Source organism: Oceanobacillus sp. GQ8 (assembly GCF_059758495.1).
This window is the reverse complement of the sequence record NZ_JCAXEV010000001.1, coordinates 370821-385906: the sequence shown is the minus strand read 5'-3', so window position 1 is coordinate 385906 and position 15086 is coordinate 370821. Positions and strand designations below refer to the sequence as shown.

The window sequence follows — 15086 nt, the reverse complement described above, 5'->3', positions numbered from 1 at the left end:
TTTTATAAAGTAGAAATTATGAAGAAACTCTTAATAAAACTATTTATAAAGGAAGTATCTTATGAATGAAATATCAATCCAAAAGGATTCTAACTATATCGGTCAATTACAAACAGAGCTAGAAAAAGGAGAAGCCTTGTCTTCTTGGGAACTATTTTCGATGACGTACGAAGCAGAATTAACCTCGATGACACCTGAATTCCATGGTCTTCGGTCGCTCGATTTCTTACCGCATGTGAATTTTATGGATCACCAGGTCTCAACAGCTCAACAGGTTATCGAACAGATGAATGGGCGAGCCATACTAGCAGATGAGGTAGGACTTGGAAAGACGATAGAAGCTGGATTAGTCATGAAAGAATATATGATTAGAGGATTAGTTAAAAAGATTTTAATCTTAGTTCCCGCTTCCCTTGTTAACCAATGGGAAAGAGAATTAAATGAAAAATTTTACATACCTGCTATAGGTCATCGAAGAAACTATGCATGGGAAGAATACGATATTTTAATTTCATCGATGGACACAGCGAAGCGTTCTCCACATAGAGAGAAAATTCTTGATATTGATTATGATTTAATTCTGATAGATGAAGCACATAAGTTAAAGAACCACAAAACAAAAAACTACGAGTTCGTTCGCTCTTTAAAAAAGAAATATTGCTTATTACTAACCGCTACACCTGTGCAAAATAAGCTTGTAGAGATATTTAACCTCGTCTCCATTCTTAAACCAGGCCATCTTGGTAATTATGATGACTTCCTTACTAAGTTTGGCAAAGATAGAACAAAGATGAAGGACGATCTATTTCTTAAGCAATTAGTTCAAAAGGTAATGGTTAGGAACACAAGGGCGGAAACCACCATTAAAAACACGAAACGGAATATCGAAACAGTCTGGCTAGAATTCTCTGAACCTGAAAAAGAAGTATACCAGTTACTGGAGAATAGTATTCACAAAAGCTCTTTCTCAAAAATAACCTATTTAAGAGAGTTCTGTTCCTCAAGAGAGGCATGCTACCTTTCATTAGCAAAACTTAATGATATAAATAATCCCAATGAATTACTTCAAACAATCACCAGCAAAATTGAAGCACTCCCGCACCATAAGAAAGCTGAGAAGCTGGTTGAGTTGATAAAAGATATTGGAGATGAAAAGGTCATTGTGTTTACAGAGTATCGTGCTAGCCAATTGTATTTGCAATGGTATTTGCAACAGCATGGTATCTCTTCTGTCCCATTTCGTGGGGGGTTTAAACGTGGAAAAAAAGATTGGATGCGCCAATTGTTTGAAAACCATGCTCAAGTGCTCATCGCAACGGAAGCAGGAGGAGAAGGAATTAACCTTCAATTTTGTAACTACATGATTAATTATGACTTACCATGGAATCCAATGCGATTAGAGCAACGAATTGGTAGAATCCATCGATACGGCCAGGAAAATGACGTCCACATATATAATTTTGCCATTAGAGAAACAATTGAGGAACATATTATGACATTACTTTATGAAAAAATAGAACTATTTGAGAAGGTTATTGGACATCTCGATAATATATTAGCTGAACTGGAGATAACCAACATGGAAAAAGAAATTGCAACAATTTATTCTGAATCAGAGTCAATGGGTGAAGCAAAAATTAAGCTTGATAACCTTTCACATGTCTTAAAGAACACGTTCCATGCTGGATCTGAGGAGGAGCAATATGGCAATTGAAAACTTAAATGAATTTCTCGCTGGTTATTTCCGTGCCCATCACTGTCAGTTACTCAGTAATAGGAATGGCATCCTACAGGTTCAACTAACCGAAGAAATGGACCGAGCATTAATGAACAGACCATTTTATTGGCATTATATTAAAAAGATGGGCCGTGAAGGTGAACCAAAACAGCTGACATTTATAACAAACCCCGACAAAAGAGAAGAACAAGGTGAATGGATTCATTTTGGCAGTCCTCGCCTGCAACAAATCCTTCGTCATTTGAAGCAAAATGAGAAGTACACAAAGCTTTTTCAGCGTGTTGATACACAAGTAAATACCCCTATGTATCCTTGGCTTGTGGTCAATTTGAAAATAAGTTATAAGGGCAAGCAGAAAAAAGAAGAAATCTTCTCTCTAGGTTTACAAATGGTGACAGGTGAAATGAGAGCAGAAATGATGGATACACTCCGAACCTTATCTCTACAGCAAACCATTTCTGACTATTGTTATACAATATCACCAATTATTCGTCTAAACAGTGGTTTTAAGCGACTGGAGGCTGTAATAGACAACTACATTGAGAACCAAACCCATGACTGGGCAAAAGCTTCCCTTTCAGCTATGAAGGAAGATATTGACACGTTAAAACACTTTTATGTAGAACAAAACGATATAGAGACAGAAACAATGGAAAAAGAAATTGCAGAGATTGAAGAGAGATATCGACCTGTTATCTCCTATGAGGTTATAAATGGCGGCATGTTTTATCTTTCCAAGGTGTAACCAAGTGCGGAGAGCGGTGTACTAAAGACCGAAGTTTAAAGATAACTTTTCATGGGGGTAAGGTATAATCCGGCTCCATCCGCTCCTCTAGTGAACTGCCTTCAACAGTGGGATAGACCGACGTCCTTTAGAGATAATGCAACGAAAAGCCACCAGACAAGGAATGACAACTTTTCTGGTGGCGATAAATTATAACGGTGTTATATATTTTTACTTTAATTATTTACGCAGAAAGGTTTTGATTGCAAAAGGCAGTACACCAAGCCAGCGTGAGCTGTATACTGGCCGAGGGACCTTTTCTTGTTTCTTCCTTTTTTTTCGTTCCTCTTGTGGCAAATCCAAATAGGCTACAACCTGTTCTGTCATAAATTTGAGATAGTCGTTACCAGACATGCTTATCATCCTTAAAGATCTTGTTTTGATTAGCTTGTCCAAACCCTTCTCGATTTATGCTAAAAAAATTTTAATTAAAAGAAGGAATCTCGCTAATAATGTCGAATCTAGTCGGTATGGTGCAATAATATGCAGGAGGTGAGTCCTTTGAACCACGCCACCGCACTATCCAAAAAGCTCTTCAACGAAGCATTCCGTCAATTAGCCACAGACATTCACTTCTATCCTTTTGAAACAGGTACAGATGTCTATTTTCGAATTCATGGCAAACGCATGTATCACACTTCGCTTCCCACTTCCACTTATCGTTCCTTACTCTCTTATTACAAATTTGCTTCAGGTATGGACATTGGCGAGATTAGAAAACCACAAAACGGTACACTTACCCACCAAGCAATAGATAAATTAATTTCCCTTCGGCTCTCCACCCTCCCTGTAAAAGAACATGAAAGCTTAGCAATACGACTACTTCCAGAGCAAAATCTATTGAGACTTGATCAGCTTTTTCTCTTTTCTTACCAACTACAAAAATTGAAAAGGTGGGTATCTAGCCGTTCTGGTATCATTCTATTAACAGGCCCGACAGGAAGTGGAAAGACGACCACTCTTTATGCATTACTTCAGACAATTCTTCAAGAAAAATCCTACCAAACCATCACTTTAGAGGATCCAATCGAAAGAAAAATGGATAATATGCTTCAGGTTCAGGTAAATGAAAAGGCTGGAGTTACTTATCAAGCAGGACTTAAAGCAGCTTTAAGGCATGATCCAGATATTATAATGGTTGGTGAGATACGTGATTCCTTCACGGCTAAATTTGCATTTGACGCGTCTCTAACAGGGCATTTAGTTTTCAGTACGCTTCATGCCAAAAATACCACAGGGACCATTCATAGATTGCTGGAAATGGGATTAAAAAAAAGTGACTTGGAGCAATCCTTGCTGGCCGTAGCTTCACTCGAGCTACTCCCTTTACAGATCGACGGAACAACCAAGCGACGCGGTGCTATTATGGAATTACTTGAAGGAAAACAGTTGGAAGAGTCGATTCTTAATAGAAGCTGTAATATGGTAGAACGACTTCATTCCTTCGACCATTTAAGAAAGAAGGCTCTTGCTTATGGATTTATTTCCGAAAGCGTTTATAAAGAATTACAAACCCACTCATGAGATGCAATTGGCATTTTTAACCAGATTGCATCGGCTATTATCAATAGGGTACCCTCTCATGCCTGCATTGGAGCGGACCAAGTGGGAAGATAGGTTTGTAAAGTTAGCTGACACAATAACTCAGGCATTAACAGCTGGGAAAACAATTGATGAAGCGTTTGAATTGGCAGCATTCCACCCTCATATAGTCAGCCACCTCTATCTGAGCAGAACGACGGGGAATTTAGAGGAAAGCATAAGTAAGGCAGCAGACACATTCAGTGACCGCATATTCTATTTTAATAAAATCAAACAAATAACTAGATATCCTCTACTTCTTCTATTCATCTTTTGCATTCTGTTATTTCTCATGAAACAGCTCGTACTTCCTTCCTTTTCGAGTCTGTTCCAATCAACCTCCGCCTCCTCCACCCTTGTTCTCTTTATGCTCCTAGTGGATTATGTAGTTTATCTCCTTGTCATAATTGCATTCATTGGATTGTTCATTGTTTTCCTTTGGCCAATTTACACGAGGAAAGTAACCACAAATACGCTTATCAAAATTTATCAATCCCTTCCCCTATGTCGCAGCTATATTAAGACCCACACCTCCCTACTCTTTGCAGCACATTTCAGTTCTCTTCTAAAAACTGGCATTTCTTATTATGACATAGTTCACCAAATGTCAGGGTTAAAGAAACAGCGTGTCATTTCCTTCTATGCATCTCACTTAAAAGAAGAACTATCAAAAGGCTATACGATGTCTTCCTTACTAGATTCTTTACCGCTTTTTGATAACAAACTATCTTTATTATTTAATCAAGACACAAGTTCAGTGCACTTAACGCAAGACCTTGATATGTTTACAGAAGTATTAACAGAAGAAATGAAGCGGAGAGCCCTTAGACTTGTGACATATATCCAGCCAGTATTTTTCCTAGTACTAGCAGGCTTCATTATTTTTATTTATATAACAATCATGTGGCCAATGTACGAACTAATTAAAACGATATAAAGGAGACTTATCATGTTAAAAAACGAGCGCGGTTTTACACTAATTGAGATGCTAATCGTGTTAATGATTATTTCAGTATTAATATTGCTCTTTATACCTAGCCTTAGCGGGAAGAGCGAAGAAGTGAACTCAACAGGCTGTGAAGCACTAGTAGCAGTAGTCCAGGCTCAGGTAGATGCTTACTATTTAACCGAACGAGAATATCCTGCTACACTTGCTATCCTGGTAGAAGAAGATTATATAACATCAGAACAAACAACTTGCAGTAATAACCTTTCCTTAGGATATGCAGATGGCCAAGTAACAGCGCCTAGTTTGTAGGACATTAATATGAACGAGGACGGCTTTACACTAATTGAGATGCTTATGGTGTTAGGTATACTTTCGACCTTGGTTTTACTCGCTTTCCCCCTACAATTTGATGTATTAAAAGAACAGGAAGAAAAACTTTTTTTTAAAACCTTAGCGTCTGACGTTTTATATATCCAGCAACGTTCCACCCTATCAAGTGGGATGAATCGGATAACTTTTAATGAAAACAGCTATCGCATTACAGTAGACGGACGACCAGATAAGAATCGAACCTATCCTAAAGGGCTGACTATTGATACACGAACAGATCGAAATATCAACTTCAATTATAATGGGAATATAAAAAATCCAAGAACACTTTATCTGATCTCATCGCTAAACAGCTATAGGATGGTGTTTCCGTTTGGGAAGGGAAGATTTTATCTTGAGAAACAATAAAGGTTTTACCTTAATTGAAGTGCTTATCACAGTATCAATCCTATTAGGTGTTGTTATTACAGTGATTCCCTTACTTCAGTTACTAAGACTTGAAAGCGAGACCCTTAAAGACAGACGATATATGAACCAAGAATTACTTGATGAGCTACAGTCCTTTCTATGGTCACCTGGGCGTCCTCTCCCCCAATCTAACCATACAACCTTTCAAGAAAACGGAATGAAAGCCGTATACCATTTTACGCTAGAACGTGATTTGATAAAAGGATGTGTCGAATGGACGAATGTTAAAGAAAAAAGAGAAACAATCTGTTTATATGGTGTTCCTAAAAAGAAGTAGTGGATTCACTATGATCCAATCATTGTTAGCAATCAGCTTCCTCGCCTTAAGCCTCCCTTTTCTCACTTCCCTTCTGAAAGCTGCCGACATACCACTTCACGAGCAGGAGCTTTCTGTCCAACAATTCTTTACCTTCTTACAAGACGATGTAAAAAATGCAACAAGCTTTAAGCTAAAAGATGCTGGTAAGATATTAGAACTCAACCTTGTCGGTGGAGCGAATACGACGCTTGAGGAATATGGTAACTTGATTCGTCGCAGGGTAAACGGGACGGGACATGAGATTTATTTAAGAAATATAGCAAATCTTCGCTTTGAACAAGCTACTTACGGATTTTCCATATTCGTTACGATGGAGGATGGTGAAACATTTGAAAAGACGATCATATGGTACGATGACGAATGAAAGAGGATTTTTTCTTCCCTATGTGCTGGTAGTCCTCTCGATCATTTTCCTTTTGCTTTTTCACGGAACTGCAGGTTATCGTAATGAACTTCATATGACTGATATGCAAATGGAGCAAACTAAAATAGAAACACTTTTTCAATCCTCTAGGCAACTACTAATTGAAGAGATTAAAGCTACCGGAAATGTAACAAGTCAAGCTTCCTATCTTTTTCCACATGGAGAGGTATTTATTGTTGTAGAGCGAATTAATGAAGCTACCTGTTTATTAGCCTTTACCATTACGACGGAAGGAAATGCAGTAAAAAATATCGAAAGCCCACTTTTGGTAAGCGGACTATTGGATTAGATAGTTCCACAATCATAATCTTTTATGAGTTGGTTATACTAAATAAAGGAAGGATTAACGATAGGCAGATGCAATCGTTTACGTCTAAATTTCCCTCTATTTTGCAAATCTTTCTTTTGTTTAGCAAGATTCGTTTACAAGTAGCAGAAGGTCGTTTATAATAACAATGAAAAGGTTACCTAGAAGGAGGGGGAAGCATGGATCGTATGTTTCGCGTGCTTGCCTTTTGGACTGGCATATTCACCGTTATGTTATTTATCGGTGATATGCAAGGAGCAGCTCTTCTTTTCCTGGTTCAAACGGCATTTTTCCTTACAGTAAGTTATTTGAAATTATCTGAGCGTATGTATATGTATTTATTCGGGGCTTATTGTACGGTATTTTTTATCGGCTTTACATGGTACTCGGAGTTTATACTAGTACCAGGCTTCGGACATTAAAAAACAGGGCATCCAGTCAACTATTTTGACCGATGCCCTGTTTTTTAATGGTCAGGGAAAAAGGGATTTTGGTGCTTTTCAAACCCAATAGTGGTTTCAGGACCGTGACCTGGAAAGACCGTATAGCCATCATTCAAGTTATATAACTTGTTTCGGATGCTTTTTTCTAGCACATTTATGTCCCCGCCAGTGAGATCCGTTCTTCCTATCCCTTGTTTGAATAGTACATCTCCACTAATTACTATAGACTGATCAGGGAAAACAAAGCTTACACTCCCTGGTGAGTGTCCTGGTGTATGTCTTATCTCAAACTTAAAGCCATACATCTCTATATCGCCTTCTCGGAGCTCGTGATCTGCCTCATAAGTGGTTATTTCTTGTCCCATAAGACCTAGCGAACCATTTAATGAAGCATCCTGTAGCCAATTGCTTTCCTCAGAGTGTAAGTAAACTTCAATTTGATACATTCCTCTTAATTCTTGGACTGCTCCTATATGGTCAAAATGAGCATGTGTTAATAAAATAGCTTTCGGAGTCAGCATAAGGTCTTCCATAAGTGCTATTACTTTTTCTGGATTTCCTCCGGGATCAATAATCAATGCTTTTCCTTCTTTATGTATGATATAACAATTTGTTCCTATAGGCCCTAATGATAACGCTTTTACTTCCATCTCAATCCCTCCAACTGCTTGTCGCCAATTCATTCATTTTTAGTCCATGTATTTCTCGACAAATGATACGAAATACTATAAAATAAATAATATATTGGGTTAGTTACATAATAATATAAACGGTAGTCACTATCAATTTTATGAACTGAACAAGGGGGTTAACTAAGATGCATATCGTTTTGGCAATATTATTATTATTGGTTGCATTACTTGCAGTTGTATCTGTTATTCGTCAGCTTAAATACAAAAACTTCTTCGCTCTAGCATTTTCTGCAATTGCTGCTGTTGCATTTGGATTTTTCTCTATAGCAACGCTTATCACTGAGATCTCGGGAATGAATTAAAATAAGGGTGAACAACAAAAAGTCCGTACGGTTATTTAACTAATTCGGGCTTTTTTTATTTTATCAGATCAACCTATTAAAAAACGGAGGTTTCCTTGTGACTGCTCAGCAGTCCTTGGTCACCTCCGTTTTATTGTTATTTTTCTTTATCATCAAGTTCAATAAACCGAAACAGATCTCCATAAATCATGTCATCTGAATAAGCAAGTTCCTGATCTACTTTATCCGCTATAGGAGTACAAGTAGTTACCTCTTCATCAATTGAAACATCTAGAGAGGCTTCACTTTCCTCTTCTACTGGCTCACCTGTTTGGCGATCATAGCAAATACCGCTTGTGAAAACGAAATCTTCATTTATAAAATCGCCATTTCTTAAGGCAATATAATCTTTTCGTTCATTTGAGAACAAATCATTTCCAAAATATATATCATCTTCATTTTCAATCCCCAGCAAGCTTAGCAGAGTCGGTTTGACATCAATCTGCCCTGATACCTCAGAACGTACTTCCCCTTTCCCATGACCAGGAATGTGAACAAAGAAAGGCACCCGCTGAAGCTGTACGTGATCAAAAGGAGTAATTTCCTCTTTATCGAGATACTGACTCATCGCTTTATTATGATTGGCGCTTATCCCATAATGATCTCCCATAATGACGATAATCGAATCTTCATATAATCCTGCAGCCTTTAACTGTTCAAAAAATTGCTCAATGGATTCATCCATATAACGGACTGTAGGAAAGAAATTATTTAGAGTAGCTGAGTTAGAATCATAAGCATCTATAGACTTATCTTCATCCGTTAATTCAAACGGAAAGTGATTTGTCAACGTTATAAATTTAGAGTAATAAGGTTCCTTTAATGTCTTAATATGATCAATAGATTGTTCGAAAAAAGGTTTATCTTTTAATCCCCAACCTACAGAATTATCGTCTGTTACCTCATAAGCCTCTTTCCCATAAAACGCATCAATACCTAGGCTTTCGTACATCTGGTCTCTATTCCAGAAACTTTTATTATTCGCATGGAAAACATTCGAAGTGTAACCTTCTTGACCTAGGATTTCGGGCATTGCGTTGTATTCATTCTGTCCATGTGTAAAGAAAACAGCCCCCCGAGACAAAGGATACAGGGAGTTTTCAACCAAAAATTCAGAATCAGAAGTTTTCCCCTGCTCTGTCTGATGATAGAAATTTTCAAAGTAATACGTGTCTTCATCTTCTGTTAAGCTATTAAAGAATGGCGTAATTTCTTCCCCATTTACTTCATTATTGATCACAAAACTTTGTAAAGACTCGGCATTGATAAAGATAACGTTTTTATCTTCCGCAACCCCGAACATCTCTGATTTTTGATCAGCCTTAACGTTATTCTCTACATACTTCTTAATTTCAGGAATTTCATTGCCATCCGCAAAAACTTTCTGTGTAGTTGCTTTTGTATTAATCGCAATGTCGTATATATGGTAGTTAAATAGCCCTATATTCTTCACAAGATATTCGCGGTCAAATGCACGCGTGAAAAGCTGTGGGCGCTCCATCTCTGCCAAAAAAAAGTTTCCGGCAATTAGTACAAGAGACATTGCTAAAGCAAATACTTTCCCTCTCCTTGAAAAATCTATAATGAAACTATCTGCTCGTCTTTTGCTTAAATACCATATTACTGCTACGTCGATAAACAATAAAACGTCATACGGTTTCATCAAGGATAAGATACTTTTCCCTAGGTCAGCAGCATTACTTCCCTGTAATAACTGGGGAATGGTGATAAAATCAGCAAACGATCGATAAAACACAATATTAGCAAATACTACTAGGGAAGCAAGTAATGCTGTATACCGTAGAAACTTCATTTGTCTTGATTTTTTGCTGAACCAGACGCTAATTGCAAATAACAAAAAGGTTGAAACAAATGGATTTATAAATAGGATTAACTCTTGCATTATATTTTCAAGGTCGATATTAAATATAAAACGGTAAACGATGTATGTTTTTACCCCAAATAATATAGTAGCAATGATAAAAAAAGGCATTTTCTTTTGATTAAAATTCATCTTTGTTTCCTCCTGCTTTTCCCTTACAACACATTGTCAAAATAACATATATGTACATAGCTAACATATTCCTATCACTATTTATCAATTCCCCTGCATTTATATTATAAACGCAAGGATAAATTCATGTATGATTTCTGTAAAGCACATATAAGTATAAGACGTATTGAATATAATAAAAGTTTCAAAGCAACATAAAAAATTTTGGTGGATTACAATAATCTACAGGAAAAGGTAGAAAAACTAGAAAGAAACATGAAGAACTTTTTGCTTTACTAGGAATGCCGCCCCTATGATGCCCGCATCATTTCCCAGCTCTGCAACTCTCATATCGCAAATGGAACTTACCCTTTCAAGGGCATATTTTTCAAAAGATGCCTTAATCGCATCAAGTAATTGATCTCCAGCTTTAGACACGCCACCGCCAATTAATACTTTGGACGGGTTAAGGAGTGCACCCATATTAGCAATAACTAAACCAAGTACATCGGCAGTATAGTGAACAATGGAAGTAGCTTCTTCATCCCCTAATGCCGCATAGTGGAAAATATCTTTAGCAGTTAAGACACCGTGATTTCCAAAATGTTCCTTTAGTTTACTTTCCCTATTCCCCGCTTCAATTAACTCCATCCCCTGTCTTACAATCCCCGTGGCTGAAGCTATTGTTTCAAGACAACCTGTTCTTCCACAGTTACAAGGTCTTCCAGCTGTTTCAATCGTCATATGTCCAATTTCACCAGCCATCCCGTTTGCACCGTTTACAATATCACCGTTCGCAATAATGCCTCCACCTACACCAGTTCCAAGTGTAATGGCAATTACATTTTTCTCCTGACGACCTGCTCCCCTCCAATTCTCGCCTAGCACAGCGACATTTGCATCGTTCTCTACAAAAACTGGAAGTCCTGAAAGTTGTTTTAAATGACCTGGTAAATCATACTCCTTCCAGCCAATATTAACTGCTTCGTATATATAGCCAGTATCTCCGTCAATAAACCCAGGTGCGCCTAAACCAATACCTAATATATTATCTGATGAGATATTCAATTCAGATAGCTTCTGTTGGACGGAGTTCCAGACATCCTCCATAATATGCTGCCCACCATCTGATTTATCTGTTTTAATTTCCCATTTCTTATAAATATCACCCGCTGCTGAAATAATGCCAATCTTTACACTCGTTCCTCCAACATCAACACCAACAATCCATTCGCTCTGAGTCATGTTAAGTGTTCCCCCTTCTCTCTTTTTCTACTTTAGATATTTCGCTTCGCAAAAGTAACTTGGCCATTGTATAGTCTTCTACACTAATAAAATCCCATTTATGCAATTCAGTTAGCTCCATGTCCATCAATTCCAAATCTCCCAAACGATCCCCCGTATATACAAACGTTCCATATCGTTTAAGAAGTTGTTGAACATCATAAATTGTTTTCATAAAAATCACCAAATTTAATTATAGCAAACTTCTTTTATAATAGGAACTACAATAAAAGCGATGGGATTTGGTGTGGGAGACTACATACGCCTTGTCCTGGTGCGATATCGACATAACACGATTCTTTATGCATAAAAAAACCGCAGGTAACCTGTTAACGGTCAGGGTCCTGCGGGTTTAAAAAGAGTGGTCTTCTGTTTTTTAATGGGATGGGTGTCCGTACAAAAATGTCCCGAAATGGACGATAGGAAAAAGGCAGGAACGGCCAAAAATAAGGTATATGAAACGACTGCATTCTGGCAAGATAAAGAATCCAAAGTGTAATTCCAGTTACATATCCCATTACACCAAACAAAGAAGTGCAGATTAATAAAAAGATACGTACGAGCCGATTAGCTAAACTCATTTCATAACTCGGTGTTGCGTATGTTCCTATAGCAGCTACGGCCAAGTATAAAACAACTTCATTAGAGAACCATCCAACTTCCACAGAGATTTGTCCAATTAGAATGGCTGCCACTAGTCCAAGAGCAGTGGCTAAAGAAGATGGCGTATGAATGGCAGCCATGCGCAAGACATCAATTCCTATTTCTGCAATTATAAACTGGGCAATTATAGGCACAACACCCATTTGGTTTGGACCAATGAACTCTAATCCAGTTGGCAGCAGTTCAGGATTTACAGAAAATAAATAGTATAGTGGAAGAATAAAAATCGAAGCGAATACAGCAATGAACCTTATCAGACGTAAATAGGCACCCACTAATGGCTTCTGCCGGTATTCTTCCGCGTGTTGCAGGTGATGCCAATACGTTGCGGGTGTAATCATGACACTTGGTGAGCCATCGATGATAAGCAATACATGTCCCTCATAAAGGTGAGATGCAGCTGTGTCAGGTCTTTCTGTGTATCGAACTGTCGGATATGGGTTCCAATAACGCCCACTAAGAAATTCTTCGATCGTTTTTTCGGCCATCGGCAGTCCGTCTGTATCAATTTTATCTAATACGCCTTTCAAATGTTCGACTCTTTCCATGTCTGCAATATCTTCAATATAACAAATACAAACATCTGTCAAAGAACGGCGCCCAACCTGGGTATATTCCATTCTTAGCGTTCTATCACGTACTCTTCTTCTTGTTAAAGCCGTGTTGAATACAAGTGTTTCCACATATCCATCCCTGGACCCTCGTACTACTCTTTCTAAATCTGGCTCGGCAGGGGTTCTTGCGGGATATGTTCTGGCATCGATCATGATTACTTTATTGATACCTTCTACGACCAATGCGGAAGGACCAGCAAGTATTTGCTTAGTAGCCAGGTTAAGGTCATCCACCTGTTCTATCTCTACGTAGGGAATATACGTTTTAAGTAATTTGGCTAATGGATCAGGTTCAATATCTTCGGGCTCCAACTTTGCAAGTAACTTCATCAAAAGGTGGAGAATGTCATCCTTTGCAAATCCATCTATTAAAAACAATGCCATTCTTCTTCCAGCATACTCTAAATCCAGTTGTATAATATCAAAGCTTTTATCGACACCAAGTCTTTTTGATAAATATTCTACATTTTTATCATAGCTGGTGTACATAACTTTTTCTTTGTTCATTTCTTCTGACATATCCTCACCCAACTCTTTCCTTCATAATGCTAGTTTGACAAGCTGGGTTGTTTTCTATACATCTAACATATCTTCTTTCCAAAATTCATACAATGGATTAGACAAGCTACTCTAGAGGGTGAATAGTTGATGAATAAATGGGGATTTCTTTCAATCATTATTGTTTCAATAAGTGCTGCTGTCATCATTTATGTAATAAACATTCATACGTTGCCTGCCATAACCTATTTTCCTATAACAGAGAATCAACGTTTTGAGAAAGTACAAACAGATATATCGCTGTTTTCGGAAAATGGGAATGATTCATATGAAATTATTTGGTCAGCAACTTCAGTCAGCGAAGCTCCAACCTACCTTAGACAAGACGCTTCTCTATTATTTGATAATGGGAGACTACGAGGGGTAAGAAGTAAATGGAAGCAAAATACAGACAGTATTATTATGAAAGAACGGTTATTCCATGAAGACAGCAGCTTATTTCAAGCTATTACGTTTCATCACGGTGAGATTCATAAACAAGATAAATCCATTCATAGTATGCAACAAATAACTGCAGATCAACTATATGTCATTGACTCTCCTACAACTGCTTTAGAATCGTTTAAAAAACCACAGAATAATTATGAGGTGGAGTGGAAAAACCTCTTGGAAAAAACCACTCGTCAGCAGCTTTTATACCATTGGAATCAGCTATTTACTCATTTTGATATAGATAGTCGCAACTATCTATCCGTCCCTTTGACGAGCCTGGCTACTTATCAAACAGAACCACTACCATCTTTAACACAGCAGGAAACAGACAAAATCATGGGGCAGTTATGGGAGGGGCTCTATAAGAATTATATTGTACCTGCCACAACGAAAAACAACAAAAAACCTACTAGCTACATCCCCATTATTCTTTTTAGTAAAGATCAAGATCATTTACTTGTACTTTTTGAGCTAAATGGGAGAAAAAATCAGCTTATACAAAAGTATAGTCTTACTGAAAACTAAAAAAGTGCTAATGAGCACTTTTTTAGTTTATTCCCATATGTTTCTTCATTAGGAAATAATATTTATATCGTCTTAGCTTCCGGTTATCCCCTACTTCAAAAACCTGAGGGAAACTCCAGTAAATGAAAGTTTCACTTTATTATAATTTCTTATAATAAAAATTATTATCTTTGTAATTACCGAAGGCATCCTGCGAATAAGCTGGCACTTGTCCGTATAGCTCATACCCCTCTGATTGATAAAGCATGTTAGCTGAGGATCCCTTGGCTGTATCCAATAATAGAAGCGTTCTCTTTTCTTGCTTGGCTGCTTGTTCGGCAAACTGAAGGAGTTTTCTCGCTACCCCCTTCCTACGTGCTTCTGGATGTGTCATTAACTTGGCAATTTCGGCTCGGTGCAGTCCATTCTCCTTATTTGCGAGGTGTAACTGAATTGTACCTACTACCTTACCATCAAGGAGACAAATAAATAATTGAACCTGCTCGGATACAACATTTTTCCAGTAATGAATGGCTGTTTCGTAATGCATGGGATATAAATAATTAAGTGCAGCACCTTCAGCTACTACTTCTTGAAACAAAGTTGCCAATTCTTCCTGATAGGCAGCTATATCTTTTATTTCTACGATTTGCAACAGATTT

At 37.7% G+C, this 15086-nt stretch carries 19 protein-coding genes; 12 read left to right on the top strand and 7 right to left on the bottom strand.

Features of this window, described 5'->3' with window-relative positions; all coding sequences use genetic code 11:
- Positions 1 to 61 precede the first annotated feature (61 nt).
- On the top strand, positions 62 to 1714 hold the full coding sequence (locus tag AC6CHS_RS02055) for a DEAD/DEAH box helicase (protein WP_498233776.1): 1653 nt from the start codon (positions 62 to 64) through the stop codon (positions 1712 to 1714).
- Entirely contained in the window at positions 1704 to 2483 is a 780-nt protein-coding gene (locus AC6CHS_RS02050) for a YqhG family protein (RefSeq protein WP_498233775.1), read from the top strand. Before AC6CHS_RS02055 ends, AC6CHS_RS02050 begins: the two co-directional genes overlap by 11 nt.
- Before the next feature lie 219 nt (positions 2484 to 2702).
- Here AC6CHS_RS02050 and AC6CHS_RS02045 read toward each other — a convergent pair whose 3' ends face one another.
- Positions 2703 to 2876, bottom strand: a complete 174-nt coding sequence (locus tag AC6CHS_RS02045; RefSeq protein WP_498233774.1) for a YqzE family protein — start codon at positions 2874 to 2876, stop codon at positions 2703 to 2705.
- A 138-nt stretch (positions 2877 to 3014) separates the two neighbouring features.
- On the opposite strand from AC6CHS_RS02045, the gene comGA reads away from it, so the two are divergent.
- The 8 genes from comGA (at position 3015) to AC6CHS_RS02005 (ending at position 7322) form a co-directional block, all read left to right on the top strand.
- Positions 3015 to 4046 carry a competence type IV pilus ATPase ComGA gene (comGA, locus tag AC6CHS_RS02040; protein WP_498234542.1) on the top strand — a complete coding sequence of 344 codons (1032 nt, stop codon included), beginning with the start codon at positions 3015 to 3017 and terminating at the stop codon, positions 4044 to 4046.
- Positions 3997 to 5040 carry a type II secretion system F family protein gene (locus AC6CHS_RS02035; RefSeq protein ID WP_498233773.1) on the top strand — a complete coding sequence of 348 codons (1044 nt, stop codon included), beginning with the start codon at positions 3997 to 3999 and terminating at the stop codon, positions 5038 to 5040. Before comGA ends, AC6CHS_RS02035 begins: the two co-directional genes overlap by 50 nt.
- 12 nt (positions 5041 to 5052) lie before the next feature.
- On the top strand, positions 5053 to 5361 hold the full coding sequence (gene comGC, locus AC6CHS_RS02030) for a competence type IV pilus major pilin ComGC (protein ID WP_498233772.1): 309 nt from the start codon (positions 5053 to 5055) through the stop codon (positions 5359 to 5361).
- Positions 5362 to 5370: 9 nt separating this feature from the next.
- On the top strand, positions 5371 to 5790 hold the full coding sequence (gene comGD, locus AC6CHS_RS02025; protein ID WP_498233771.1) for a competence type IV pilus minor pilin ComGD: 420 nt from the start codon (positions 5371 to 5373) through the stop codon (positions 5788 to 5790).
- Positions 5777 to 6127, top strand: a complete 351-nt coding sequence (locus AC6CHS_RS02020; RefSeq protein WP_498233770.1) for a type II secretion system protein — start codon at positions 5777 to 5779, stop codon at positions 6125 to 6127. The genes comGD and AC6CHS_RS02020 overlap by 14 nt, the downstream gene beginning before the upstream one ends.
- A 10-nt stretch (positions 6128 to 6137) precedes the next feature.
- Complete coding sequence (locus AC6CHS_RS02015) at positions 6138 to 6533, top strand: competence type IV pilus minor pilin ComGF (RefSeq protein ID WP_498233769.1); 396 nt, start codon at positions 6138 to 6140, stop codon at positions 6531 to 6533.
- The gene (locus AC6CHS_RS02010) at positions 6499 to 6882 is read left to right on the top strand and encodes a hypothetical protein (protein ID WP_498233768.1); all 384 of its coding nucleotides are present in this window, start codon (positions 6499 to 6501) and stop codon (positions 6880 to 6882) included. Before AC6CHS_RS02015 ends, AC6CHS_RS02010 begins: the two co-directional genes overlap by 35 nt.
- Before the next feature lie 197 nt (positions 6883 to 7079).
- Positions 7080 to 7322, top strand: a complete 243-nt coding sequence (locus AC6CHS_RS02005) for a DUF2626 domain-containing protein (protein WP_106896928.1) — start codon at positions 7080 to 7082, stop codon at positions 7320 to 7322.
- A gap of 44 nt (positions 7323 to 7366) precedes the next feature.
- Here the strand turns inward: AC6CHS_RS02005 and AC6CHS_RS02000 are convergent, their stop codons facing one another.
- Positions 7367 to 8026, bottom strand: coding sequence for an MBL fold metallo-hydrolase (locus AC6CHS_RS02000; protein WP_498233767.1), 660 nt, complete (start codon positions 8024 to 8026; stop codon positions 7367 to 7369).
- 134 nt (positions 8027 to 8160) lie between these two features.
- Between AC6CHS_RS02000 and AC6CHS_RS01995 the strand changes: the two genes are divergently transcribed.
- The gene (locus AC6CHS_RS01995; protein WP_081779330.1) at positions 8161 to 8337 is read left to right on the top strand and encodes a DUF2759 family protein; all 177 of its coding nucleotides are present in this window, start codon (positions 8161 to 8163) and stop codon (positions 8335 to 8337) included.
- A gap of 136 nt (positions 8338 to 8473) precedes the next feature.
- On the opposite strand, the gene AC6CHS_RS01990 is transcribed toward AC6CHS_RS01995, so the two are convergent.
- From AC6CHS_RS01990 to AC6CHS_RS01975, 4 genes are all read right to left on the bottom strand, one after another.
- Positions 8474 to 10390 carry an LTA synthase family protein gene (locus AC6CHS_RS01990; protein ID WP_498233766.1) on the bottom strand — a complete coding sequence of 639 codons (1917 nt, stop codon included), beginning with the start codon at positions 10388 to 10390 and terminating at the stop codon, positions 8474 to 8476.
- A 243-nt stretch (positions 10391 to 10633) separates the two neighbouring features.
- Positions 10634 to 11614, bottom strand: a complete 981-nt coding sequence (locus AC6CHS_RS01985) for an ROK family glucokinase (protein ID WP_498233765.1) — start codon at positions 11612 to 11614, stop codon at positions 10634 to 10636.
- A gap of 1 nt (position 11615) precedes the next feature.
- A complete protein-coding gene (locus AC6CHS_RS01980) occupies positions 11616 to 11828 on the bottom strand; it encodes a YqgQ family protein (protein WP_498233764.1) in 213 nt (70 codons plus the stop codon).
- 154 nt (positions 11829 to 11982) lie between these two features.
- Entirely contained in the window at positions 11983 to 13437 is a 1455-nt protein-coding gene (locus tag AC6CHS_RS01975; RefSeq protein ID WP_498234540.1) for a spore germination protein, read from the bottom strand.
- A 141-nt stretch (positions 13438 to 13578) separates the two neighbouring features.
- Here AC6CHS_RS01975 and AC6CHS_RS01970 point away from each other — a divergent pair, with 141 nt between their 5' ends.
- Positions 13579 to 14445, top strand: coding sequence for a hypothetical protein (locus AC6CHS_RS01970; protein ID WP_498233763.1), 867 nt, complete (start codon positions 13579 to 13581; stop codon positions 14443 to 14445).
- Positions 14446 to 14584: 139 nt separating this feature from the next.
- On the opposite strand, the gene AC6CHS_RS01965 is transcribed toward AC6CHS_RS01970, so the two are convergent.
- Positions 14585 to 15079 (bottom strand): GNAT family N-acetyltransferase, encoded by a 495-nt coding sequence (locus tag AC6CHS_RS01965; protein WP_498233762.1) that lies wholly within the window; start codon positions 15077 to 15079, stop codon positions 14585 to 14587.
- Between the last annotated feature and the right edge of the window lie 7 nt (positions 15080 to 15086).

What these genes read in the sequence shown, in the direction of transcription:
- comGC (WP_498233772.1), top strand. Translation starts at nt 5,053, where the DNA reads ATGTTAAAAAACGAGCGCGGTTTTACACTAATTGAGATGCTAATCGTG.
- comGD (WP_498233771.1), top strand. Translation starts at nt 5,371, where the DNA reads ATGAACGAGGACGGCTTTACACTAATTGAGATGCTTATGGTGTTAGGT.
- AC6CHS_RS01980 (WP_498233764.1), bottom strand. Translation starts at nt 11,828, where the DNA reads ATGAAAACAATTTATGATGTTCAACAACTTCTTAAACGATATGGAACG.
- AC6CHS_RS02005 (WP_106896928.1), top strand. Translation starts at nt 7,080, where the DNA reads ATGGATCGTATGTTTCGCGTGCTTGCCTTTTGGACTGGCATATTCACC.
- AC6CHS_RS02000 (WP_498233767.1), bottom strand. Translation starts at nt 8,026, where the DNA reads ATGAATTGGCGACAAGCAGTTGGAGGGATTGAGATGGAAGTAAAAGCG.
- AC6CHS_RS02050 (WP_498233775.1), top strand. Translation starts at nt 1,704, where the DNA reads ATGGCAATTGAAAACTTAAATGAATTTCTCGCTGGTTATTTCCGTGCC.
- AC6CHS_RS02045 (WP_498233774.1), bottom strand. Translation starts at nt 2,876, where the DNA reads ATGTCTGGTAACGACTATCTCAAATTTATGACAGAACAGGTTGTAGCC.
- AC6CHS_RS01990 (WP_498233766.1), bottom strand. Translation starts at nt 10,390, where the DNA reads ATGAATTTTAATCAAAAGAAAATGCCTTTTTTTATCATTGCTACTATA.
- AC6CHS_RS01995 (WP_081779330.1), top strand. Translation starts at nt 8,161, where the DNA reads ATGCATATCGTTTTGGCAATATTATTATTATTGGTTGCATTACTTGCA.
- AC6CHS_RS02055 (WP_498233776.1), top strand. Translation starts at nt 62, where the DNA reads ATGAATGAAATATCAATCCAAAAGGATTCTAACTATATCGGTCAATTA.
- AC6CHS_RS01975 (WP_498234540.1), bottom strand. Translation starts at nt 13,437, where the DNA reads ATGAACAAAGAAAAAGTTATGTACACCAGCTATGATAAAAATGTAGAA.
- AC6CHS_RS01985 (WP_498233765.1), bottom strand. Translation starts at nt 11,614, where the DNA reads ATGACTCAGAGCGAATGGATTGTTGGTGTTGATGTTGGAGGAACGAGT.
- AC6CHS_RS02015 (WP_498233769.1), top strand. Translation starts at nt 6,138, where the DNA reads ATGATCCAATCATTGTTAGCAATCAGCTTCCTCGCCTTAAGCCTCCCT.
- AC6CHS_RS02035 (WP_498233773.1), top strand. Translation starts at nt 3,997, where the DNA reads ATGGATTTATTTCCGAAAGCGTTTATAAAGAATTACAAACCCACTCAT.
- AC6CHS_RS01970 (WP_498233763.1), top strand. Translation starts at nt 13,579, where the DNA reads ATGAATAAATGGGGATTTCTTTCAATCATTATTGTTTCAATAAGTGCT.